This is a genomic window from Flavobacterium sp. W22_SRS_FP1 (assembly GCF_052113685.1).
Taxonomy (GTDB): Bacteria; Bacteroidota; Bacteroidia; order Flavobacteriales; family Flavobacteriaceae; genus Flavobacterium.
In genome coordinates this window covers 1-24,023 of record NZ_JBGQOE010000016.1, presented here as the reverse complement: position 1 = coordinate 24,023, position 24,023 = coordinate 1, and the positions used below count along the sequence as shown (strand labels likewise).

At 34.1% G+C, this 24,023-nt stretch carries 17 protein-coding genes; 10 read left to right on the top strand and 7 right to left on the bottom strand.

Annotated features, from left to right (window positions below; all coding sequences use genetic code 11):
- Positions 1-117 precede the first annotated feature (117 nt).
- Complete coding sequence (mnmE, locus tag ACEN2H_RS10325) at positions 118-1,518, bottom strand: tRNA uridine-5-carboxymethylaminomethyl(34) synthesis GTPase MnmE (protein WP_441732263.1); 1,401 nt, start codon at positions 1,516-1,518, stop codon at positions 118-120.
- 376 nt (positions 1,519-1,894) lie between these two features.
- Between mnmE and ACEN2H_RS10320 the strand changes: the two genes are divergently transcribed.
- Both ACEN2H_RS10320 and ACEN2H_RS10315 read left to right on the top strand, forming a co-directional pair.
- On the top strand, positions 1,895-2,728 hold the full coding sequence (locus ACEN2H_RS10320; RefSeq protein ID WP_441732262.1) for a universal stress protein: 834 nt from the start codon (positions 1,895-1,897) through the stop codon (positions 2,726-2,728).
- A 92-nt stretch (positions 2,729-2,820) separates the two neighbouring features.
- Entirely contained in the window at positions 2,821-4,593 is a 1,773-nt protein-coding gene (locus ACEN2H_RS10315) for a MutS-related protein (RefSeq protein ID WP_441732261.1), read from the top strand.
- A gap of 175 nt (positions 4,594-4,768) precedes the next feature.
- Here the strand turns inward: ACEN2H_RS10315 and dnaN are convergent, their stop codons facing one another.
- The 5 genes from dnaN to ACEN2H_RS10290 all read right to left on the bottom strand — a co-directional run bounded on the left by dnaN (position 4,769) and on the right by ACEN2H_RS10290 (position 9,684).
- A complete protein-coding gene (dnaN, locus tag ACEN2H_RS10310; RefSeq protein ID WP_441732260.1) occupies positions 4,769-5,887 on the bottom strand; it encodes a DNA polymerase III subunit beta in 1,119 nt (372 codons plus the stop codon).
- Between the two features lie 110 nt (positions 5,888-5,997).
- Positions 5,998-7,683 carry a gliding motility-associated ABC transporter substrate-binding protein GldG gene (gldG, locus tag ACEN2H_RS10305; protein ID WP_441732259.1) on the bottom strand — a complete coding sequence of 562 codons (1,686 nt, stop codon included), beginning with the start codon at positions 7,681-7,683 and terminating at the stop codon, positions 5,998-6,000.
- Entirely contained in the window at positions 7,683-8,408 is a 726-nt protein-coding gene (gldF, locus tag ACEN2H_RS10300; protein WP_441732258.1) for a gliding motility-associated ABC transporter permease subunit GldF, read from the bottom strand. The genes gldG and gldF overlap by 1 nt, the downstream gene beginning before the upstream one ends.
- Before the next feature lie 65 nt (positions 8,409-8,473).
- Positions 8,474-8,770, bottom strand: coding sequence for a putative quinol monooxygenase (locus ACEN2H_RS10295; protein ID WP_441732257.1), 297 nt, complete (start codon positions 8,768-8,770; stop codon positions 8,474-8,476).
- Between the two features lie 83 nt (positions 8,771-8,853).
- Positions 8,854-9,684, bottom strand: a complete 831-nt coding sequence (locus ACEN2H_RS10290) for an SAM hydrolase/SAM-dependent halogenase family protein (RefSeq protein ID WP_441732256.1) — start codon at positions 9,682-9,684, stop codon at positions 8,854-8,856.
- 196 nt (positions 9,685-9,880) lie between these two features.
- Between ACEN2H_RS10290 and ACEN2H_RS10285 the strand changes: the two genes are divergently transcribed.
- The 5 genes from ACEN2H_RS10285 to ACEN2H_RS10265 all read left to right on the top strand — a co-directional run bounded on the left by ACEN2H_RS10285 (position 9,881) and on the right by ACEN2H_RS10265 (position 16,295).
- A complete protein-coding gene (locus tag ACEN2H_RS10285; RefSeq protein WP_441732255.1) occupies positions 9,881-10,831 on the top strand; it encodes a PhoH family protein in 951 nt (316 codons plus the stop codon).
- A gap of 191 nt (positions 10,832-11,022) precedes the next feature.
- Positions 11,023-11,838: an SDR family oxidoreductase gene (locus ACEN2H_RS10280; protein ID WP_441732254.1), complete on the top strand. Its 816-nt coding sequence runs from the start codon at positions 11,023-11,025 to the stop codon at positions 11,836-11,838.
- Positions 11,839-11,968: 130 nt separating this feature from the next.
- The gene (locus tag ACEN2H_RS10275; RefSeq protein ID WP_441732253.1) at positions 11,969-12,832 is read left to right on the top strand and encodes a Cof-type HAD-IIB family hydrolase; all 864 of its coding nucleotides are present in this window, start codon (positions 11,969-11,971) and stop codon (positions 12,830-12,832) included.
- A gap of 70 nt (positions 12,833-12,902) precedes the next feature.
- Complete coding sequence (locus tag ACEN2H_RS10270) at positions 12,903-15,260, top strand: prolyl oligopeptidase family serine peptidase (protein WP_441732252.1); 2,358 nt, start codon at positions 12,903-12,905, stop codon at positions 15,258-15,260.
- 81 nt (positions 15,261-15,341) lie between these two features.
- Entirely contained in the window at positions 15,342-16,295 is a 954-nt protein-coding gene (locus tag ACEN2H_RS10265) for a phosphoribosylaminoimidazolesuccinocarboxamide synthase (RefSeq protein ID WP_441732251.1), read from the top strand.
- A gap of 283 nt (positions 16,296-16,578) precedes the next feature.
- On the opposite strand, the gene ACEN2H_RS10260 is transcribed toward ACEN2H_RS10265, so the two are convergent.
- On the bottom strand, positions 16,579-17,667 hold the full coding sequence (locus tag ACEN2H_RS10260; RefSeq protein ID WP_441732250.1) for a M42 family metallopeptidase: 1,089 nt from the start codon (positions 17,665-17,667) through the stop codon (positions 16,579-16,581).
- Between the two features lie 273 nt (positions 17,668-17,940).
- On the opposite strand from ACEN2H_RS10260, the gene ACEN2H_RS10255 reads away from it, so the two are divergent.
- The 3 genes from ACEN2H_RS10255 (at position 17,941) to ACEN2H_RS10245 (ending at position 23,298) form a co-directional block, all read left to right on the top strand.
- On the top strand, positions 17,941-20,916 hold the full coding sequence (locus ACEN2H_RS10255) for a SusC/RagA family TonB-linked outer membrane protein (RefSeq protein WP_441732249.1): 2,976 nt from the start codon (positions 17,941-17,943) through the stop codon (positions 20,914-20,916).
- 20 nt (positions 20,917-20,936) lie between these two features.
- Entirely contained in the window at positions 20,937-22,244 is a 1,308-nt protein-coding gene (locus ACEN2H_RS10250) for a RagB/SusD family nutrient uptake outer membrane protein (protein ID WP_441732248.1), read from the top strand.
- Between the two features lie 376 nt (positions 22,245-22,620).
- Positions 22,621-23,298: a DUF4294 domain-containing protein gene (locus ACEN2H_RS10245; protein ID WP_441732247.1), complete on the top strand. Its 678-nt coding sequence runs from the start codon at positions 22,621-22,623 to the stop codon at positions 23,296-23,298.
- Positions 23,299-24,023 lie beyond the last annotated feature (725 nt).

The window sequence follows — 24,023 nt, the reverse complement described above, 5'->3', positions numbered from 1 at the left end:
CGAGGCAAAATATGGCTAGTCGCTTCTATTAATAAAATGCTATCAAAACAAGCTTTAATATATAGGCATAAAAAAGCCCTATTTTAATGGGCTTTGTGTTTAGTTATTTACGACGGGTTACTTTCCGATACAGAAGTTTGCAAATATATTTCCTAGCAATTCGTCATTTGTAACTTGTCCCGTAATCGTTCCGAAGTGATACAAGGCTTCCTTGATATCAATAGCCATCAGGTCACTCGAGAGCTCTGTTTCCAGTCCGTATTTCACTTTTTGGATTTCGTCTAACGCTTTCAACAGCGAGTCGTAATGTCTCGTATTTGTGACTATTGTCTCGTTGTTGCGCAAGGCTCCGGTATTTACAAAAGAAAGCAATTGGTCCTTCAGTTCTTCGATACCAATATTTTCTTTGGCACTTAAAAATAGTTGTTTCAAGTTTAATATTTCTAGCCCTTGTTGCAGTAATTCTAGTTCATCTGTTTGTAACTGGTCGATTTTATTGGCAACTATCAAAATTTGTTTTAGCGGATATTTGTTTTTAATTTTTTCAATTTCAATTATGGATTCTGATCCTGAAACCTGAAACTTTAAGCTATCCATGAGGTAGATAACTAGTTGTGCTTGTTCTATTTTCTCAAAAGTTTTTTTGATACCAATACTTTCCACTATATCTTTCGTTTCGCGGATTCCCGCGGTATCAATGAATCTAAAGCCAATACCTCCTATAACCAATTCATCTTCAATCGTATCGCGCGTAGTTCCCGCAACTTCTGAAACGATGGCTCGTTCTTCATTTAATAGCGCATTCAATAAGGTAGATTTCCCCACATTGGGTTCACCTACAATAGCCACAGGAATACCGTTTTTGATTACGTTTCCTACAGCGAAGGAATCGATAAGTCGTTTGAGGACAAACTCGATTCTGTTTAATAATTCATGAAATTGTGTACGGTCGGCAAATTCGACATCTTCTTCCGCAAAGTCCAGTTCCAATTCGATAAGTGAGGCGAAATTCAATAACTCTTCACGCAATTTGGCTATCTCATTCGAGAAACCACCACGCATTTGTTGCATGGCAATTTGGTGCGAGGCTTCATTGTCGGAGGAAATCAAATCGGCTACTGCTTCCGCCTGTGACAGGTCGAGTTTTCCGTTAAGGAAAGCCCTTAGCGTGAATTCACCGGGATCGGCCATACGGCATCCTTTGCGAAGTAATAACTGAATTATTTGTTGCTGAATATAGGTTGAGCCGTGACAGGATATTTCGATTGTGTTTTCGCCCGTATAGGAATTAGGTCCTTTGAAAATGGAAACCAGTACTTCATCTAAGGTTTTGGTATCATCCATAATATGGCCTAGATGTAAAGTATGGGTTTTTTGCTTTAGTAAATCTTTGTTTTTAATGGACTTAAAAACACTGTTGCCGATGGTAATTGCTTCGTTTCCGGAAATTCTGATTACCGCTATGGCTCCTGCTCCTGAAGGTGTAGCCAATGCTACTATTGAATCGTTATATAACATATTTTTATTCTAAGCTGCAAAGGTAGTGAATCTCAAGAAGTATCTATTTTTTAATAGAGGCCCTTTTTTAGTATCAAAAAAACAAATTTAAAGCTCGGATCATTTTGGTTTTTATATTGTAATTATACTTAAGCACAAATGGGATATTCTTGAAGGCTTGTTTGTATCGGGTTATGGTGCGAAATCTCAATATGATAGAGATATTGCAATTTTAGCAATTCACAGCGATTGAGGTTAATATAGAATAAAAGACTTATTTTTTTAAAAAACTACTATTTAAACGCAACAAATAATGTGTATTAAGTTGATAATTATCGTTTTAATAGCGTAACTTTAGTAATCTGTTTGATAATGTATCACCTAAAACTTTTGTAAGATGAAAAGAATATTATTCCCAACCGATTTTTCCGAAGTGGCCACAAATGCATTTTTACACGCCCTAGAATTTGCAAAAATAGTTCAAGGAGAGCTTGTTTTGTTGCATACATTTGAACTTCCTGTATTCGACAATCAGTTTTTTCCGGAAAATTATTTGGTCATTTATGAATCTGTCGAGTTGTCGCAATTTGATATGTTTAAAGATGAAATTCCTAAACTTAGAGCTATTGCTGAGAAACATAATTTACAGAAAATCAAAATGACACATCGACTTATGGATGGTAATTTGATTTATAATATTAACAAGGCAATCAAAGAGGACAAGATAGATTATGTTGTTATGGGAACAGAAGGAGCTTCGGGATGGTCTGCTTTTTTTTCCGGCACTAATACGGGAGCAGTTCTTACAGATGTCGAAGTACCACTTTTATGTATTCCGCTTGAAGCAAAGTTCAAAAAAACAAAAAGAATTGGTTTTACCACTAGATTTCGAGCTAAAGATAAAAAAGCCTTGAAAAAAGTATTGGAAATAGCAAAATTAGCTGGTGCTGACATCAAATGTCTCTATGTGAAAACGGATACATCTGACGTTACCAAAGATATTGTTAAAAAATGGGAGAAAGATTTTGAAGATGAACCAATTGAGTTTTTTGTGATTACTAGTAACGAGGTTAAAGAAACCATTTTAGATTTTATCTTATATCAAGAAATCGATGTTTTAACAATGCTTACTTATAAAAGAAGCTTTTTTGAGGGAATATTCCATCCCAGTTTGACCAAGAAATTTGCCAATAATTTTGATGTGCCGATTTTGGCCATTCCCATCGATTAATTGATTTTGAGTTTTATCAGAAAATTATACTGCTTATTCTAATAGCTTATTTATTTGTCTAACGCTATATTTGTATTTCATTAAATTAGGATATGGAAATATACAGCACTAGGGCCAAAAGTTATTCGGGACAGTTGAATAAAATCAATAAAAAATACAATAGTGTCAGTTTCTTAAGACTGATAAGTATTTTGCTTTTTCTGGGCTCCCTTTACTTTTATATGAAGGGAAACGAAACAATATTCTTGATACTCGCCGCTTTCCTTTTTATGGGATTTATATTTTTAATGCAATTCCATTCCAAATTATTGTTTAAAAGGAAAATAAAAGAGGCATTAGTAAAAATCAATGAAGATGAGATTTCGTTTTTAGATAAAAATTCAATACCCTTTGAAAACGGAATCGAATTTAATGATTTCCATCATCCTTACGCTTATGACCTAGATATTTTTGGAGATTATTCATTATTTCAAAGTCTAAACCGGACGGCCACTTTTATTGGAAAGAAAACGATGGCAAAGCAACTACTTGTTTTGTCCGCTTCCGAAGATATTTTAGACAATCAAGTTGCCGTAAAAGAGCTTTCGGCAAAGTTGGAATGGCGTCACGAATTTTTGGCTTTGGCAAAAATCACTAATGATACTAAATCGAGTTACGAAGCATTATTAAAATGGAGCCGATACAATAGTGCGTCGTTGCCTAAATGGAGTATTTTTATCTCTTACGCTAGTCCTTGTTTATTTGTATTGCTTTTTCTAAGCTATCTCTTTAGTTCAAGTCTTATTTTACTTAACTGTTTGTCTTATTTATTTGTTTTTAATCTAATAGTTTTGGGGACGCTTCTAAAGCGAATCAAAATAGAAATAGCAAACTCTACTAACATTGATAAAGTTATTGGTAATTACGGCTTGCTGCTTAGTAAAATTGAAGAAGAAAATTTTGAATCTTCAAAATTAATATTTTTGCAGCAAAAACTGAAATTCAAAACAGCCAACGCGAGTATTCATCTGAAACAATTGTCAGCCTTGTTTTCTAAAAACGATACGATTGCAAATTTCGTAACGGCTGTATTATTTAACGGAACTTTTCTTTTTAACCTACATGTCTTGAAAGGTTTAATCGAATGGAAGAAAGAGCATGCATCAGCATTAGAAGAATGGTTAGAAGTTATAGGAGAATTCGAGATGTTAAATAGCTTAGCTAATTTTTCTTATAATAATCCAGCGTTTGCTTTTCCAACATTAAATTCTGATTCTAAGATTGATTTTTCAAACCTAGGGCACCCATTATTAAATGCAAATACTAGAGTTGATAACAATGTCAGTTTTCATCCAGAGTCATTTATGATACTGACGGGTTCTAATATGTCTGGCAAAAGCACTTTTCTTCGGAGTTTAGGGGTCAATATGGTTTTGTCAGGAATGGGGTCGGTTGTTTGTGCTAGTGCGGCTACCGTGCATCCTTTACCTATTTTAGTTTCGATGCGATTATCTGATTCCTTATCGGACAGTGAATCGTATTTTTTCGCAGAGGTAAAACGACTAAAACAAATTATGGATGAACTGGAATTGAACCCGGCTTTTGTTTTACTGGATGAAATTTTGAGAGGAACAAATTCAGATGACAAAAGAAACGGTACGATCGAAGTGATCAAAAAGGTGATTGGAAAAAAAGCGATAGGAGCAATAGCTACTCATGATATAGAAGTATGCTTAACAACAGATGAATATCCAGATGTTCTCACTAATAAATGTTTTGAGGTCGAAATTCATAATGACGAATTGAATTTTGACTATAAACTTCGCGACGGCATTTGTAAAAATAGAAGCGCCACTTTCCTGATGAAAAAGATGGGGGTGATTTAGCAAGTGAGTTTCTTTTTACAAGAAAAACTTAATTTGGTGTAAAAGCAAAAGAACCGCAATTTCAATTAGAAATTGCGGTTCTTTTAAATATATAAATGGTTTGGTTAATAGCGTATTTACATAAAAGGCCAAGCTTTATATTCGATTATCAAAAATCAAATAACACAATTTGATGTTAGCTATTAAGCATTACTGGCATTACTAACATAGTAACTGTTTCACCATCTTCTAGTCCGTCAACGGGAGTAAGAATTCCGGCTCTGTTAGGTAGCGACATTTCAAGCATAATCATATCAGACTGCAGGTTGGTTAACATTTCTGTAAGGAAACGCGAGTTATAACCTATTTGCATATCATCCCCTTGATAGTCACAAGTCAATCTTTCTTCCGCTTTATTGGAGTAATCGATATCCTCTGCAGAAACGTTCAATTCAGCACCGGCAATTTTTAAACGAATTTGGTGTGTAGTTTTATTAGAAAAAATAGCCACACGACGTACAGAACTTAAGAATTGAGAACGGTCTATCATTAGTTTATTTGGGTTCTCTTTTGGAATAACCGCCTCATAATTTGGGTATTTCCCATCAATCAAACGACACATCAATATATAATTGTCAAATGAGAACGTAGCGTTCGAATCGTTGTATTCTATTTTTACCTCTGCATCTGAAGCAGAAAGGATATTTTTTAAAATAGTCAAAGGTTTCTTTGGCATTATAAAATCAGCGACCTGAGATGCTGTAACATCTGTACGGGCATATTTTACTAATTTATGTGCATCAGTTGCTACAAAAGTTAATCCTTCTGGAGAGAACTGGAAAAACACACCTGACATTACGGGACGTAAATCATCATTACCTGCAGCAAAAATTGTTTTGCTTATGGCCGTTGCTAAAACATCAGCAGGTACTAAAGTGACAGACGGTTCTTCTAAGTTTACTGCTTTTGGAAACTCATCACCAGGAGCATAAGCTAAAGCATATTTTCCTGAATTGGAACTAATTTCAATTGTACTATTCTCTTCAACTGTAAAGGTTAGCGGTTGCTCAGGGAAAGTTTTAAGTATCTCTAAAAGCAGTTTTGCAGGTACCGCAACACTTCCTTGACTTGTGGAATCTATAGCCAAGCTTGCCGACATCGTTGTCTCTAAGTCAGAAGCAGAAACTGTTAATTCATTATTGTTTAATTCAAAAAGGAAGTTGTCCAAAATGGGCAAAGTATTGCTGCTGTTGATAACATTACCTAAAACTTGTAACTGCTTTAATAAGTACGAACTCGATACTATAAATTTCATCTGTCTAATTTTATTTTTTTGAGGTATCTATTTTAGTTTATTTGTAAAACATAATACATTTTACAAATATATTGTAAACTATTCGAGTATTGAAACTTTTTTATTAACATCTACTTAGCGTATTTTCTTTTTCGGAGGTAGCTAAAAAGAAAGCCAAAAAGAGCCAAAATTAGAATTGGAAGTCCGATAGTTATGACCTGCGTCAGGCTATAGTTTTCATATACTTTTTCCTTATCTAATAAAGCCAAATCCAGATCCTTGCTTCGAATGTTAATAAGTCCGGTATCGTCCAGTAAATAATTTACGCAATTTAATAGGAAATCCTTGTTGTCATATAAATTACCGGATCTTTGATCATAGCCTAATTCTACTGGCTGATAGTTTTTATCTAATTGATTTTTGATCACATCTCCATCAGAAATTACGATCATTTTATTTTTTACACCTGTAGCTTCAAAACTCTTTTGGTCAAACGACAATACTCGGTTTTCAAAAACGGAATTGAACGGACCTTCAAGTAAAATAGCAAGAGGGATATTTCCAGTATTAATGTAATGATTTGGACTCGTTTCTTCAGCCACAATATCCAAATTAACTTCGACAGGCGTACCTATCTTTTTTGAATATTTGGAAGTTTTTAAAAGAACGGTTTTCTTGATTCCGTTTTTTAAAGTGTCGATAGGGTTTGCAAAATCGAATTTGATGCCGCCAAGATTCTTTACTATTGGATGTGTACTTACTGGATAAACCAGAGGGGCGAATTTCCAGTTGAATTCCTGGTATTGTGTTGCACTGCCTTGTTCTCCAGTAGCCAATTTTATCAGGCTTCCTTGCTCATCTTTAACGATATCAGGATTAATGCGGAAGCCGTACTTAAAGAACATATCGTTTAGGTTCAAATCTCGTGGGTAGGCCAAAGTTGATCCAGAAGAATTGTACAGACTATCCATTTCTGCGGACACTTGATCTACGAGCCAAAGTGTTTTTCCGCCATTAATAATAAATTGGTCCAAAACTTGTTTTTCGGAATCCGAGAATGTTTCCGTTGGTTTCGCTATGACGGCTAGATCATACTTTTCTAAAGCTTCTAAACTGGCGGTTGGGTTTTTGGCTACCGAATCCAAGGTAAAAGGTCCAATATGATAACTTTCTCTTATTTGCAAAAGGAATTTAGCCATGAAAACATCTTGTAGCTCCCCATTTCCTTTGATCACCGCAATCTTTTTTTGCTTGTTTGTAGTGATTTTGTTCAGAGCATCGGCGATCGAATATTCAAGATTTTGAACGGAACCAATCACTTTCTCGGTTGTCGAAGCGCCCATTTTGTTTTTTAGCAAAGGGATATTCACTTCTTTGTCATGATAGGTAGCAATGGCCCACGGAAAAACCATGGCTTGAGATTGCTTTCCCTTGTCATCCACAGTTATATTTACGGGTGTTAGCCCTTTTCTATATAAATCTTTGATGTTGTCCATGCTTGAGTTTTCGTTTTCCAATGGATCAACAAATGTAAAAACGATGTTTCTATTGTAGGACTGGAATTCTTCGAGCAATTGCTTTGTTTCCTGCTGCAATCTCTTAAATTCAGGGGGCAATTCCCCCTGCATGTATATTTTTATGGCCAAAGGCTCTTTTACTTGCTCAATGATTTTTAAAGAAGTGTCTGAAAGTGTATATCTTTTATCCGAAGTTAAATCGAAACGATGAAAAAACGTATTTCCAATTCCATTGGCAATCAATAAAACACCAATGGTCAGGATTAAGTTTTTTAAGTTACTTTTCTTGATGGCTACCATTATAATTTCAAAGATTTAAGTTTGTAAACGGTAAGCGAAAGGAACAAAACTGTTAGGCTTACAAAATAAAGAATATCTCTGGTGTCGATCACCCCACGCCCCATGCTTTTAAAATGATCTTGCATTCCTAATGCTGTAATCATAGTGGAGTAAACGGGTGAGATTGACGCAAGACCATCGAACCCAAAATAGAAAAAGAAGCACATGAATACGGAAATGATAAATGCGACAATTTGATTATCAGATAGGGCAGAAGTGAAAATCCCAATTGCTGAATAGGCGCCAATAAGGAATAATAATCCAAAATAGGAACCAATCGTGCTCCCCATATCAATATTTCCTTCGGGCATACCTAGTCTTGAAATTGCCACAACATAGATAAATGTGGGTATGATTGCCATTACAATTAACAAGAGGGCTCCAAGGAATTTTCCGTTTACAATTTCCCAAATACTCAAAGGTTTTGTTAATAGTAGTTCGAGGGTGCCTTGTTTTTTCTCGTCAGAAAAACTGCGCATGGTGACTGCAGGAATTAGGAAAATCAGGATCCATGGCGACAAGCTAAAAAATGGGGTCATATCAGCAAATCCGCTATCCAGGATGTTATATTCTCCTTTAAAAATCCAGAGAAATAATCCATTGAGAATAAGAAACAGTGCAATAACCAAATAACCTATGGTAGAACCAAAAAACGATTTGATTTCGCGTAATAAAATGGTTTTCATATTTTTGTTTACTGTTTGAAATGTTTAAGGTTTAACTTTTGAGCTTTAAATTTCAAATTAATAGTTTATTTTAAACTTGCTAATTTGTCCACACTCCAAGCTTCGGGCTTATCGTTAAATAATTTTTTTGTGAATGACCAGACTGCAGTAAAGAGTTCCGATTTTCTATAATTTTCCAAATCTTCTTCAGTTTCCCAATAACTGTAAGTAAAAAACACACTTTTATTTTTTTTGTCTTGGTATAATTCTAAAAAACGATTCCCTGGAGCGTTTCTTATTTTTTCTTTTACTGATTCAAAATTTTCCATGAAAGCAGGAATGTTTTCTTCGTGAAAACTCATTTTTACTATTCGTACAAACATTTTCTATTTTTTTAAGTACCGAGGTCACAAGTTTTTTCACAAAGCCTCTAAGCTGATTTATTGTTTATTTTATTTCTAAAATTTTAATTCTTAAATTGAATTGAAACCACATCTTGATAATTTAACCCCAACAAGCTATTTGCTGAACCTACCTTTGAAGGGTTGCTTCTGAAAATCGCGATTTCTAGAAAACCAGCTTCATTAAAAATCGCCAATTTTTCCCCTTCATAATTCTTAATTGGATATTTATCAGAGCTTGCTATTGCTGAATAACTGGGTAAAATGGTTTTGATATTTTTGGTTTTCATCAAAATCTCGTATGGGCGCCCTTTGGCCACCTCCACGAATTGTTTTTTTGTAATATTAGTTACTACATTACCAAAATGGTCTATATAAATGACATGGCCTTTGAGCATATTATTGTCAACTGAAGTTCCTGCTTTCAATTCAAATACCTGCTTAATACTATTTATTTCTCTACCAATCACGTTTAATAAGCCGCCCTTAGCGATATGACAAGCTACTTTTACAAAAACATCCATGCCAGTAGCATCACTTTGCAGACGATCATGAATGTTTATAGCAACTAACTTTTGGGGAACGATTTTTTGCGAGAGCATGCTTAAAATACCGTTATCTGCAGCAATAAAATAAGAATCATTCCATTGCATGACAATATGTTGGTTCTCTTTGTTCAATTCCATATCGACTCCAATTAGGTGAACTGTTCCTTTTGGGAAACTAGAAACAGCCGCTCCGATTATGTAACTTGCTTCTACAGTGTTAAATGGGTCAATATGATGCGAAATATCTATAATAGAAGCTGCAGGATACTCAGATAAAATTTTCCCTTTTAACGCACCTACAAAGTGGTCTTTCAAGCCGTAATCGGTCGTAAGGGTAATTATTGACATAAATTTTTTTGTAAATAGTGGTGTATTTTAAAACTAATTTTCATTAAATTTGAGAGATGCAAATCTAATAATAGTAAATTCAAAAAAGCAAAAAACAAAAAACAAATTCAAAATAAGTTAGGGGAATAATATTGTGGTTTAAAGCCCAAATACCTTAGATGTATTTATTAATTAATTTTATATAAAACTACAACATTTGAACGAAAGAATAATCGAGCTCATAGACATCGGTCCAAAAGAGTTTTGGGGCGCTCAAGACACTCATCTTGAAACAATTAAAAAATATTATCCAAAACTTAAGATTATTGCTAGGGGAACTACTTTAAAAGCTTTTGGTGAAAAAGAAATTCTTGACGAGTTCGAAAAACGTTTTCAACGCTTAATGCTTCACTTTACACGTTATAACACAATAGATAATAATGTGATAGAACGTGTTATTTTAGGTGATAATCAAGACGATAGAAGAACGCTCGTAAACGATAAAATTCTTGTTCATGGCGTAGGCGGTAAAATAATTAAAGCAATGACTCCTAACCAACAATTGTTGGTTGACGCCATAAACAAAAACGATATGGTCTTTGCAGTTGGTCCTGCAGGAACAGGAAAAACCTATACAGGGGTCGCTATGGCTATCAAGGCTTTAAAAGAAAAACAGGTAAAACGTATTATACTGACACGGCCCGCAGTTGAAGCTGGAGAAAATCTAGGGTTTCTACCTGGGGACATGAAAGAAAAACTGGATCCATATATGCAACCGCTTTATGATGCTTTGAGGGATATGTTGCCCAATGAGAAAATAGAAGATTATATTTTAAAAGGGATTATTCAAATTGCCCCACTAGCTTTTATGCGCGGAAGAACCTTGGATAATGCATTCGTGATTCTCGATGAAGCTCAAAACACCACGCACTCGCAAATGAAAATGTTTTTAACCCGCATGGGGAAAAGCGCAAAATTTATGGTGACAGGTGATCCGGGACAGGTTGATTTGCCAAGAAGAACCATATCTGGACTTAAAGAAGCTTTGTTGATTTTGAAAGATATTGAGGGCATTGGAATTATATATCTTGATGATAAAGATATAGTACGTCATAGATTAGTCAAAAAGGTTATCGATGCATATAAATACACAGAGAACCCAGATTAAACAACATAATCTGACTATGATCAATAAAATTAGACTAATTTTTTTTAAAGCATTGATTTATAGTAGTATAATAAAGAACGACCCCAACAGGGGTCGTTCTTTATTAATGAATAAATGTTTTTTTAAGATTGTTTACAATCGAAGTAGAATTTCTATAGTTAAAAATTAAAATTAGCAAAAAAATATAAATATTGAAAAATGTAATCATAACCGGAGCTTCGGGTGGAATTGGGAAAGATATGGCCTTACATTTTGCCGAAAACGGATGGAATGTTATTGCGACTATGCTTTGTCTGGAACACGGTAAAGAACTGCAAGGGAGAACAAATATTTCTTGTTACTTGATGGATGTAACTTCAACAGCTAGTATTACTGCGGCTAAGAAGAAAATATTGGAAGATTATAGAACGATAGATGTTGTTATTAACAATGCGGGAGTCGGGTACAGAAGTTTTGTCGAATTAGCGGAAGATGAAGAAATCAATAAGATAGTGGATGTCAATTGGCTTGGTGTGGTGAAAGTTTGCAGAGCGTTCATTCCGTTATTCCGGAGTCAGCAAAAGGGGCACTTTATAAACATCTCCTCCATTGCGGGTCTGGTGAATCTACCGTTAGGTAGCTTTTATCACGCGACAAAACATGCCGTTGAAAGCTTTTCGGAGTGTATGGCCTATGAATTGATTGACTTCAATATCAGTGTTTCAACAGTGCAATTTGGGAATACTCCTTCCAATTTTCAAAAAAACGTGGTTAAATCGGAGCGTTCTTCACTACTCTCGTACAATGTTTTAATGGATAGAATTAATTTGATATTGAAACAAAAGACTGCTAAAAACAAAGATTTAAAACCTCTTATTGTTAGTGAGTTACTTAAAATCGCACAGAGTCCTGCTAAAAATTTTAAAAGGGTTACTATCGGTTTTGATGCGAACAGTCTTAGTTTACTTAGGTCAAAAATGGGGTATCGCTTATTTGGAAGGTTAATCAGACAATCAGTTTTGAAATAAAAGTTGTTTAAGATAAATTTCATATTGCATATAATAATGAGATTATTAGTAACAGTTTCTTTTTAGAACAGTTTTTGCATTTATTAAACTATTCCTCAATTTTTGGGATTCTGTTTAAAATAGAATATTTTTGTATTTATTAAAAATTGATAAGAAAACGAAAGAAGTGAGAGATAAAATTAAAGTAGTAATTAGCGATTTAGATGGCACATTACTAAACAAGGAACATAAAATATCAGAATATACGAAAACAGTTTTTCAAGAACTTCACGCTCAAAACTATTTGATAATAATTGCAACGGGACGTCACCATCTTGATGCTATGCCTATTATTGAAGGTTTGGGCTTTCCACTTTATTTAGTTACATCTAATGGAGCCCGAATTCACTCACCGCAGAAAGAACTTCTTTTTTCTTTTGACATTGATGGCGAGTCCATAAAATCAGTATTGGATTTGGGAATAGATGCAGATATAACTACTGTGTTATTTAAGGAAAATGTATGGCAAACAAACAAACATAGCGAGCAGCTAAATAGTTTTCAAACAGAATTAAATTACTTGCCAGAAGTGGTAGATTTTAATACTCTGAAGGATCTCACTGCCATTAAAATGTTTTTTACACATAATAGACATTCAAAATTGATGGAATTGAGAGATCAAATTCTAAAAATACATCCGGATCTTTTTAGCCATGCATTCAGTTTGCCCCTTTGCTTGGAATTTATGGATAAATCAGTAGATAAAAGTGTTGCCATCGCCAAGATATTAGAAATTGAAAAATTTAATTTTGATCAGTCTATTTCTTTTGGGGATGGGTATAACGATGAAAAAATGTTGAATGCCACTGCCAAGGGTCTGTTAATGGGAAATGCTCCTGAGAGTTTAAAAAACAAACTTTTTCATCTTGAAGTGATAGCAATGAATTATGATGATGGGGTAGCAAAATATTTATCGGAGAAAGTTTTGTATGAAAATGTTTCTAATGTTTATTAATTCAAAAAGAAGAAATGTTTTTTTTATCGCTTTCAAATTGTATGTTTGTGTAAATTAAATCACACAAAACATGATTAAAAATATTTTTATACTTGCTTTTATATTCTTTACGGTATCAGGAATAAGTCAAGAACTGAGCTTAGATGAAATCATGAAAGGCGACTCTTTTATTGGAGTTCAACCTAGTAACGAACGTTGGTCCTTGGACGGAAAAAAAATATATTTTGAATGGAATCCTAATAATGAATTGGGAACAAGTACATACTTTTGGGAAAGGGCAATGCTGAAACCTGAATTGGCATCCTCTAAAGAAGCTTCTTTTTCCAAATTAGATTTTAAAGTAAAACCAAATGCTGACCTAGCCTTTTATATTGAAAAAGGGGCTTTATATTCTTATTCGATCCAAAATAAAACCGCAAAAAAATTACTGCAACAATCCAATTCTATTTCTACTTTACAATTAGGGAGAGATTCAGGAGTTTTATTCTTTACCCAAAACGAGAACTTGCAGCAGTTTGATACCAAGCAGGGAACAATTGTTCAGCTTACCAATTTTAAAGCAGGGAAAGAGAAGGATAAAGAAGTTGAAAAAGAGACTTTTTTAAATAATCAACAAAAAGAATTGTTTCAATTTGTGCGTGATCAGGAAGCAAAAAAGAATTGGAACAAGGATAAAGCTGATGAAAACAAATCAGACTTTCCTAAACCTTATTTTTATGGAAAAGAAGGTTTTGAAAGTTTGAAAGCAAATCCAAAAGGAACTTATGCTACTTTTAGACTTGTTGAAGTTAATGAAAGTAAAAGTGAAATAATGGAAAATTTCATTACAAAAGACGGATATAATAAATCCGTAAATACAAAAGAGAAAGTTTCAGCTTCAAATTTGACCAAATCAAAATTCGGAATTTATTCAATTGCCCAAGATTCGGTTTACTTTGTGGATTTTTCCTCACTGAGTCATATTCAAGACAAGCCAGAATATTATAATTCCTATGAGAATTTAAAAAATAAGGAAAAGGAAGATAAGTTAATTTTTGTTCAGGAACCTACTTATAATGAAAGCGGGTCTTATGCTGTTACCGAGATTAGAAGTCTGGATAATAAAGACCGGTGGATTGTCAAAATGAATTTGGAAACAGCTACTTTTCAAGAAATAGAACATCAGCATGATGAAGCTTGGATAGGAGGGCCTGGAATTCCTTCTTATGCTTATAGTTCAGGAACTTTGGGGTTTTTGAGTGATAACGAAACCATTTATTTTCAATCAGAAGAAACAGGTTATTCTCATTTATATACTTACAACCTTAAGACCAATAAGAAAACTCAACTTACAAAAGGAAATTGGGAAGTGAGAGAAGTGAAGCTCTCGGAAGATAAAAACAATTTTTATTTAACTACTAACACTTCGCACCCAGGAAACAGGGATTTCTATAAGTTAGATGTTTCGGGAGGTGAAATGCTACCAATTTTAACTAAAGATGGAGCTCATGAAGTTAGCATTTCTCCAGACGAAAGTACTTTGTTAGTGCGCTACTCCTATAAAAATAAGCCATGGGAATTATATATCGCAGCAAATAAAAAAGACGCTACATTAACGCCGATAACCCATTCTACAACAAAAGAGTTCCAAGAGTATTCTTGGCGAACTCCTGAAGTTATTACTTTTAAATCTCAGGACGGAACAAGTTTAAATGCAAGGTTATACAAACCCACATCAGGTAAAATGAATAATGCAGCAATTGTATTTGTCCATGGGGCTGGATACTTGCAAAACGCGCACAATTACTGGAGTAGTTATCACAGAGAATATATGTTCCATAATTTATTGACTGATTTAGGGTACACCGTTTTGGATATTGATTATAGGGGTAGCGACGGCTATGGACGTGATTTTAGAACGGGTATTTACCGTTTTATGGGTGGTAAAGATTTATCAGATCAGATAGACGGTAAAAATTACCTGGTTCAGAATATGGGCATAGATCCTAGTAAAGTTGGGCTTTATGGGGGTTCTTATGGTGGTTTTATTACCTTGATGGCAATGCTTACTACGCCAAATGAATTTGCTTCAGGAGCCGCTTTGCGTTCGGTAACGGATTGGGCACATTACAATCACGGATATACAGGAAATATTCTCAATTTTCCGGAAACCGATCCTGAGGCTTACAAAAAAAGCTCTCCAATCTATTTTGCCAATAATTTGCAAGGCAATTTATTGATGCTACACGGTATGGTCGACGATAATGTAGAATATAAAGATATTGTACGATTGTCACAGCGTTTTATCGAACTGGGAAAGAGAAATTGGAATTTATCCTCATTTCCAGTGGAAGCACACGGTTTTAAAGAAACGTATTCGTGGGTTGATGAATACAGCCGTATTCTTAATTTATTTAACAGTACCCTTCTTGAAAAAAAGAGTAAGTAAAAATATTTTTTTTTTAGTGAAGCTGTATGAAATAATTCTAAATTTGCATTTAGAAAAAAACAACACAATACAAGAGCAATAATGAGTAATACAATTACAACTACCGATTTTAATTTTCCAAATCAAAAATCTGTTTATCGCGGTAAGGTAAGAGAAGTTTACAATATCGATGATGAACTATTGGTAATGGTAGCTACGGACAGACTTTCAGCTTTTGATGTGGTTCTGCCAAAAGGGATCCCGTACAAGGGCCAAATTTTGAATCAAATTGCCACTAAATTCATGGAATTGACTCAAGATATAGTTCCAAATTGGTTAATAGCAACTCCGGACCCGAGTGTTGCGGTAGGTCATTTGTGTGCTCCTTTTAAAGTGGAAATGGTAATCCGTGGGTATCTTTCGGGGCATGCTGCTCGTGAATATGCACTTGGTAAAAGAGCTATTTGCGGAGTTCCCATGCCAGAAGGATTGAAAGAAAACGACAAGTTCCCAATGCCAATTATAACTCCTACCACAAAAGCGGATAACGGGCAACACGATGCTGATATATCAAAAGATGACATTCTTTCAAAAGAGATAGTGTCCGAGGAAGATTATTTGGTTTTAGAGAAATACACACGTGCTTTGTTCCAAAGAGGAACAGAAATTGCGGCGAGTCGTGGATTGATATTGGTGGATACTAAATATGAATTTGGCAAAACCAAAGAGGGATTGATTGTTTTAATTGATGAAATACACACTCCAGATTCTTCTCGGTATTTCTATTCAGAAGGATATCAAGAAAGACAAGATAAAGGAGAAGAGCAAAAACAATTATCAAAAGAGTTTGTGCGTCGTTGGTTAATTCAAAATGGTTTTCAAGGATTAGAAGGGCAACAAATCCCTGATATGAGTGATGAATATATTGAAACCGTTTCGGAAAGGTACATTGAATTGTACGAAAAAATCCTTGGTGAAAAATTTGTAAAAGCGGATATCTCAAATATCAATGAACGAATTGAGAAAAATGTTCTAGCATATTTGGAAAACAGATAAAATTGTTATTATACCACATAAAAAGAACCGCAATCCTTAATGGAATTGCGGTTTTTTCATTTATCGAAATGTTGCAAGTTATTTTTCTAATATTAAAGGTAGGTATACCTACTTATTAGTCATCTTGTATTTGTCAGAACATTTCTTTTTGAAGTCTTCTGTCGTTTGTTCTTTTGATTGCAATGCTATGAATTTATATCATAGATTTAATAAAACAAACCGCAATCCAAAACATGAATTGCGGTTTGTTAGACCATATATGTTGGAGCATTTGCTCCCGATATTATTTAAAATAAGAAAAAGTTTCGTTGTTTTCCAATTTCAATAGTGTCTCATATATTAGTTTAATAACATTTTCTACATCATCACGATGTACCATTTCAACCGTCGTATGCATGTAACGTAAAGGAAGTGAAATCAAAGCTGAAGCCACGCCACCATTACTGTAAGCAAAAGCGTCAGTGTCAGTTCCAGTAACACGGGAAGAAGCTAAGCGTTGGAAAGGAATTTTCTTTTCCTCGGCAGTATCCAAAATTAATTCTCTAAGGTTATTTTGAACAGCGGGAGCATAAGTAACAACAGGACCTTTCCCAATTCTTGTTTCTCCTTCAACTTTCTTATCAATCATTGGAGTAGTGGAGTCATGACATACGTCTGTAACAATTGCCACGTTCGGCTTGATAGTTTTCGTGATCATCTCGGCACCACGCAATCCCACTTCTTCCTGAACGGAATTAGTGATGTATAACCCAAATGGAAGTTTCACTTTGTTCTCATGCAGCAAACGCGCTACTTCGGCAATCATAAAACCACCCATACGGTTATCGATAGCACGACAAACAAATTTGTTTTCATTTAGAATCATGAATTCATCAGGGTAAGTAACAACACAACCCACATGAACCCCCATTTTATCAACCTCTTCTTTAGTTTCGCAACCAAGATCAATGAATATATTACTGATTTTAGGGGTTTCTTCTTTTTCCCCTTTTCGGGTATGTATAGCTGGCCAACCAAACACACCTTTTACAATTCCTTTTTTAGTATGAATATTAACACGTTTCGAAGGGGCGATTTGATGATCAGAACCTCCGTTTCTAATTACATATATTAATCCATCATCAGTGATATAATTCACGTACCAGGAAATTTCATCCGCATGACCTTCGATCACTACCTTGTAAGGTGCGTCTGGATTGATAACACCCACTGCCGTTCCGTAAGTGTCGGTAATGAATGTGTCAACATATGGTTTTAAATAATCCATCCATAATTTTTGTCCTTCGGCTTCAAAACCTGTTGGTGATGAATTATTTAAATATTGCTCTAAAAATGTGATGGAGGATTTTTTTAGTATCGATTTTGTGCTCATAAAATATTTTTTTTGCTAATTTACGAAATTGCTGTCACAGTTGTATTTCTTTCGTGTTCACATTTGTTTTAATTAAATATGATAATAAACCTAGAATGTCCAATAAGAATTTCATAAATTATTTAGTTGTTTTTTCGTTAAATTGATTGTAATAATTCATTTTTTATTATTATAAAAATAAGTTTGTAATGTTTTTTTTATAAAAAATTATGAATAGTAAGAAATTTAACATTTTATTTGGTTAGATTGCGTTCATTAACTAAAAACCAAATTATGAATAAAAAAACTATTTTTAAACATCTTGTAGTTTTAGCGCTTTTTTTTCCTTGTGTCATTTTTGCACAAAATATCAGTGGAAAAATTACAGATAAAACGACAAACTTAGCTATTCCTGGCGTAAGTGTTTTGATAAAAGGTACAAGCACTGGAATGACATCGGATTTTGAAGGAAATTATTCAATCGAGGTTAACAATTTTCCTGCAGTAATCATTTTTTCATACTTAGGTTATGAATCTCGAGAAATGTCAGTTGATCGAGCTACATCTACTTTAAATGTAAAAATGTCGGAATCTGCAACTGCATTAGACCAAGTTATCGTTTCTGGTTTTGCCTCTAGCGTTAAAAGAACAAACGCAGCAAACTCTGTAGCGTCTTTGTCTGCGGAAGATTTAGCTGGTGTAACACCTCCTCAAACTTTAGACGGTGCTTTAGCTGGAAAGTTTACTGGAGCCTTGGTATCTTCAAATTCTGGCGCGCCGGGAGGAGGAATGTCTGTTAAATTAAGAGGGATTACTTCTATTAATGGTAACTCTCAGCCATTGTATATTATTGATGGAATTTATATTGATAATAGTAGTATTGCATCTGGAGGTTTAAATGCTGTTTCAGGAGCAGCCGGCGGAGGTAGTGCCTCGTCTCAAGACAATGCAACAAATAGAATAGCCGACATTAACCCAGATGATATTGCAAATATCGAAATTTTAAAAGGCGCTTCAGCTTCGTCGATATATGGTTCAAGAGGTGCGGCGGGTGTAATAATTATTACAACTAAAAAAGGTAAATCTGGAAAAACTAAAGTAAACTTTTCACAATCAGTTGGTTTTAATGAAATCATTAATTTACAAGGACAAAGAAATTGGACTGAAGCCTTAGCAGAAAGTGAATTTAGTGAAGGAGCACTATACCGTGCTGCAGAAGTAGCAGGTGCGTTAAGAGATTATGAAAAAGAAATTTATGGAGAAAAAGGATTTATATCTAATACAAATGTTAGTATATCCGGAGGTTCTGATAAAACTACATTTTATGCAGGTTTAACGAGAAACCAAGAAAAAGGTATTGTTAAACGTACAGGATACGATAAGACTTCTTTTAGATTAAATGTTGATCACAAGTTTTCTGAAGATATAAAGATCTCTTTGGTAAGTAACTATATAAATTCATCAGCTGATCGAGGATTTTTTAATAACGATAACACAGGAACTACTATAGGTGTTGCCTTAACGGCTACACGTCCTTGGGATAATTTGATGCCTGATGCTAATGGTAACTATCCTGACCATCCTAACAATTCATCAAATCCTTTACAAACGAGAGATTTGATGACTAATAACGAAACAGTAAAAAGGTTTATCACAGGTGGAACTCTAGATATCAACTTATATAGAGGAGAACATTCTGATTTGCAATTTGTTGCAAAAGCAGGGGCTGATCATTATACACTATCGTCAACTGTAATTTTTCCGAAAGAATTGCAATTCATGCGACCAGATCAAGGGGGTGTAAATGGAGTTTCGGCGGTATCTACTGCAACCAATACAAATGCTAATTACTCTGCCTTTTTAGTACACACCTACAAAACTAATAATAATATTGACTTTTCAACTCAAGCTGGTATTACTAATGAACAGTTTTCTCAACAAGTACTGCGAGTTTCCGCATCAGATTTAATTGCTTCTGAGACAAATGTTGATCAAGCTGCTAACCAAGCAGTAAGTATGTTTAGATTGAAACAAGAAGATTTTGGATTTTATGTACAAGAATCTTTTAATTATCAAGATAAAGTAATAGCTACTGTAGGAATGAGAGGAGATAAATCGACTAATAATGGAGATGTTAATCAATTTTTCTATTATCCAAAAGCGTCTTTAGCTCTTAATTTACATAGTTTTGATTTTTGGGGAGAAGATAAGATTGTAAATAAATTTAAACCAAGAGTAGCGTATGGTGAAGCTGGTACTTTCGCTGCATTTGGATCATTATTCACTATTTATGGAAATACAAGTATCGATGGTAATGTGGGTATTGGTGTTCCTGGTATAAGAGGAAATGCTGAAATTACTCCTGAAAGACAAAGTGAGTTAGAGTTTGGTTTCGATGCAGGCTTTTTTAAAGATCGTGTATCATTAGAATTTACTTACTATAAAAAACAAGTGGAAGATTTATTATTAAATGCCGCAATAGAGCCTTCTACTGGATTTTTTAATAAATGGACAAATGCAGGTACATTAGAAAATAATGGAATTGAGATCGGAATTAATGTAATAGCTTTTGAAAATGATGATTTCCAATGGAATTCTGGTGTTAGTTGGTTTAAAAATCAATCAGAAATGACTGAGCTAAATGTTCCTACATTTAATTTAGGAGGTTTTGGTAATAGTTTAGGACAATTTCAAATTGAAGAAGGTAAAAGCGTAACTCAAATCGTTGGTACAACAGGACCTGGAACTCCTGTATCGGTTTTAGGAAATGCGGAACCAGATTTTCAAATGAATTTTAATAATCAATTTGTCTACAAGGATTTTACTTTGTCTTTCTTATGGCATTGGAAAAAAGGTGGAGACAATATAAATTTAACAAAATTATTATCTGATTTTGGTGGAACAAGTGCTGATTTTGATGGACTTAATGTAGACCCGGAAGGCTTAATTAGAAATGGTGAGTATAGAATTAATAATGGACTTTTTGCAGGTAATGCAAGACCTTTTGTTGAGGATGCATCATATTTAAGACTTAGAGAAATAGGATTATATTATTCATTACCTCAAGAAAATTTAGAAAAATGGTTTAATGGGAATGTGTCTAACCTAAAAGTTGGTTTATCTGGTAACAATTTAGTTAATATTTTTGACTATAACAGCTATGATCCAGAAGTATCAAATTTTGGCGGTACAGGTTTATCAACTGGAGTGGAAGTAACACCTTTTCCTTCATCTAAAAGATTTATGTTCCATTTATCAGCTCAATTTTAAAAAAACAAAAAACAAAAAATATGAAAATAAAAATTAAATTGTACCTAGTAGTTTTAATCATTGGTTTTCTATCGCTTACGTCTTGTACACTAGAAGGTGGTGAAAGTTTAAATGGAGCAAGTACGTCATCAATATCTGATGATTTATCTAGAGGAGAGTTGCCACAAGCGGTATCGGGAGTGCTTTCGGACATGAGAACCGGTTTGAATACTCAAATTGATGTACAAAGTGTTTTTGGACGAGAATACTATTATTTCACAGCTTCTGATCCTCGTTTTGAAGGTGACGTGGTAACAGGAAATTTAGATAATAATACATTCTATGTAACAACCCCATGGAGTTCAAGATACAGTACTATTAAAGATATTAATTTAGCTTTAGAAGGTCTTGCAAATACAACAGCAGATTTTTCTGCTGAAGAAATAGCTTCAGTTAGAGGAGTTTTAAATACACTTAAGGCTCACGAATTATTAGCTGTAGCGAATGCTCAATATACCAATGGTATTCGATTAGATGTTGCAAATCCTGAAAATTTAGGACTATTTGTAACTTATAATGAGGCGTTAACTGCAATAAATGATCTCTTGGTTTCTGCTGCTTCAGATTTAGCTTTAGGCGGCACTAGTTTTCCATTTAAATTAACTTCTGGTTTTACGGGTTTTGACAAGCCTTCAACATTTTTACAATTTAATAAAGGATTAAATGCCAGAGTTGAAGCGTATAGAGGGAACTATTCAAACGTACTTGCACTTTTAGGAGAATCTTTTATGAATTTTTCTGGAGAGATGACTACGGGTGTTTATCATACCTTCTCTTTATCGGGAGCAGATCTGTCTAACCCGCTTTATATTGCTCTAAATCAAGAAGCAAATGTTAGAGTTGCTCATTCTAGTTTTATCAATGACGCCTTAGCTAATGACGCAAGAGTTAATAAAGTAGTACTACGAGATACTCCAAGAGAAGCTAGCGGATTAGTTGGAAGTTACGATGTTTGGATCTATAAGTCTCTAGTTGATAAAATACCAATGATAAGAAATGAAGAATTAATTTTATTATATGCCGAAGCGAATATGTTATCTAATCCACTTCAAGCCAAATCTGCTATTGATGTAGTAAGAAATGCTGCGGGTTTAGGGGGATATCTTGGAGCGCTAACAGAGACAGCTTTAGAAAACGAAATTCTTTTTCAACGAAGATATTCTTTATTTGGTGAAGGTCATCGATGGATTGATATGAGAAGATTTGAAAGAATTAGTGAGTTGCCTAATGATAGAGCAGGAGATGCTGTACCAGACGCGGTTCCTGTTCCGGCAAATGAAAATAAATAGAATTCCTTTATTTAGTCTTCTTATAATGAGTTAACGATTATTAAATATAGTAAACCAGAGCAATGTACTGCTCTGGTTTTTTTTTGTAAGTAAATGTATTATTTAATTAAAGTATTTTTTTTGTAGCAATCTAATAAGTGAAATACGACATTAAATATTCAACATATCGTAGTTCTTACTTTTTTCACATTCAAATAGTACTTTAAGGTTGGACTTAAACTAGGAGTTAATCGCCTTGAAGTTTATTTTTAGAAAGGAAAAATAAATGATTTTACATTTGCTTACGGTGAATATTGAAAATCGACTCTAAGACCAATAATAAGTATTTCATTGTTGATCAGAAATTAATGTATAATTTTACAAAAAATATCTTTATATGCAGTTTATTAGATTTTTGGTTTTGTTTGTTTTTTTAACAACTGCAGTGCATGCACAGGTCATTTCTAGAGACACTATAAAAATGGGTTATGTTTTAGGGGAGTCAGACGAAGTATTAAATGACACGATTCAATTGGAAGAAATTATTGTTTCTAAAGAAAAGTTAGATCCCGAAGCTAGGAAACAATTTATGATTCTTCAAAACAGGGTTTATAGAACTTATCCCTACGCAAAACTAGCTTCAGAAAGGCTAACGCTTCTCAATAAAGGAATGGAACGTCTTTCAACAAATAAGGAAAAGAAAAAGTATTTTAAGATTGTTGAGGACTACCTTAATAATGAATTCGAGGCTAAACTCAAGAAATTGTCGCGTAGTCAGGGAAGAATTTTAGTAAAATTGATTCATCGACAAACTGGTACTACGACTTATGAATTGGTAAGAACATTAAAAAGCGGTTGGAAAGCCTTTTGGTCTAATACTGCAGCAAGTATGTTTGATATTAATTTAAAGACAGAATATGCTCCTTATGAAGTAAATGAAGACTTTTTAATCGAGACCATATTGTCCAGAGCCTTTCAGTCCGGAAGATTGCAAAACCAAATGCCTGCAAAACCGGTTGATATTGATGGGCTCAACAATTTTTGGGAATCAAAAGCACAGAACAGCAAACAATAATGCTTCATACTATGTAAGCATTCGAGCTTAGATATATTGTCTAGATTTTTTTTTAGGAGCTATTACCTGCTATCCGCTACAATCTTATATGCCTAAGCTCGGCATATAAGGATTTTCACTTCTATCAGGGCTAGGGAGTCGCTTTTCAAAAAATTATTTTCAAAATTTCCACAACGCTCTCCTCATTATATAGGAGTAAGTTTAAAAGGAGCGCAATATTGATAAAGCTTCCAGCCGTTCAAAGGCTCGAAGCTTTATTTGGTATAGAGGCTTCGTGAATTCTCGAAAAACCGTTATCTTAATATAGGGATATATTGTCAAAGCACTTCCGCTAAGACTCCCTTTACTTCGGAGAGGGCCGTGGAGAGGAAAAAATCAACTTTTAAAATACAGAATTTCAGCAACTTAAAATTAAAGTTAAGAAAAGGCCAAAAAAAAGCTTTGAGAAAGCTTGAATTAGTGAATAAAGGTGGTACTTTTGCACCCGCAACAACGCAGACGTTCTTACCTATTTAATGGAAAACAAAACTTAAAAATTAGAGTAATTTAATTTAAAAAGTCTTGTGAGAAATAAAAGAAGTAATTATCTTTGCCGACCCGAAAGGAAGCAAGTTCATATAGATATTGAGTAAGTGATGCACGGGAAACCGGGTTTATATTAAAAGAAAAGAGAAAGCAAAACTTTCTAAAAAAGATTTTAAAAAACACTTGCGAGATTAAAAAGA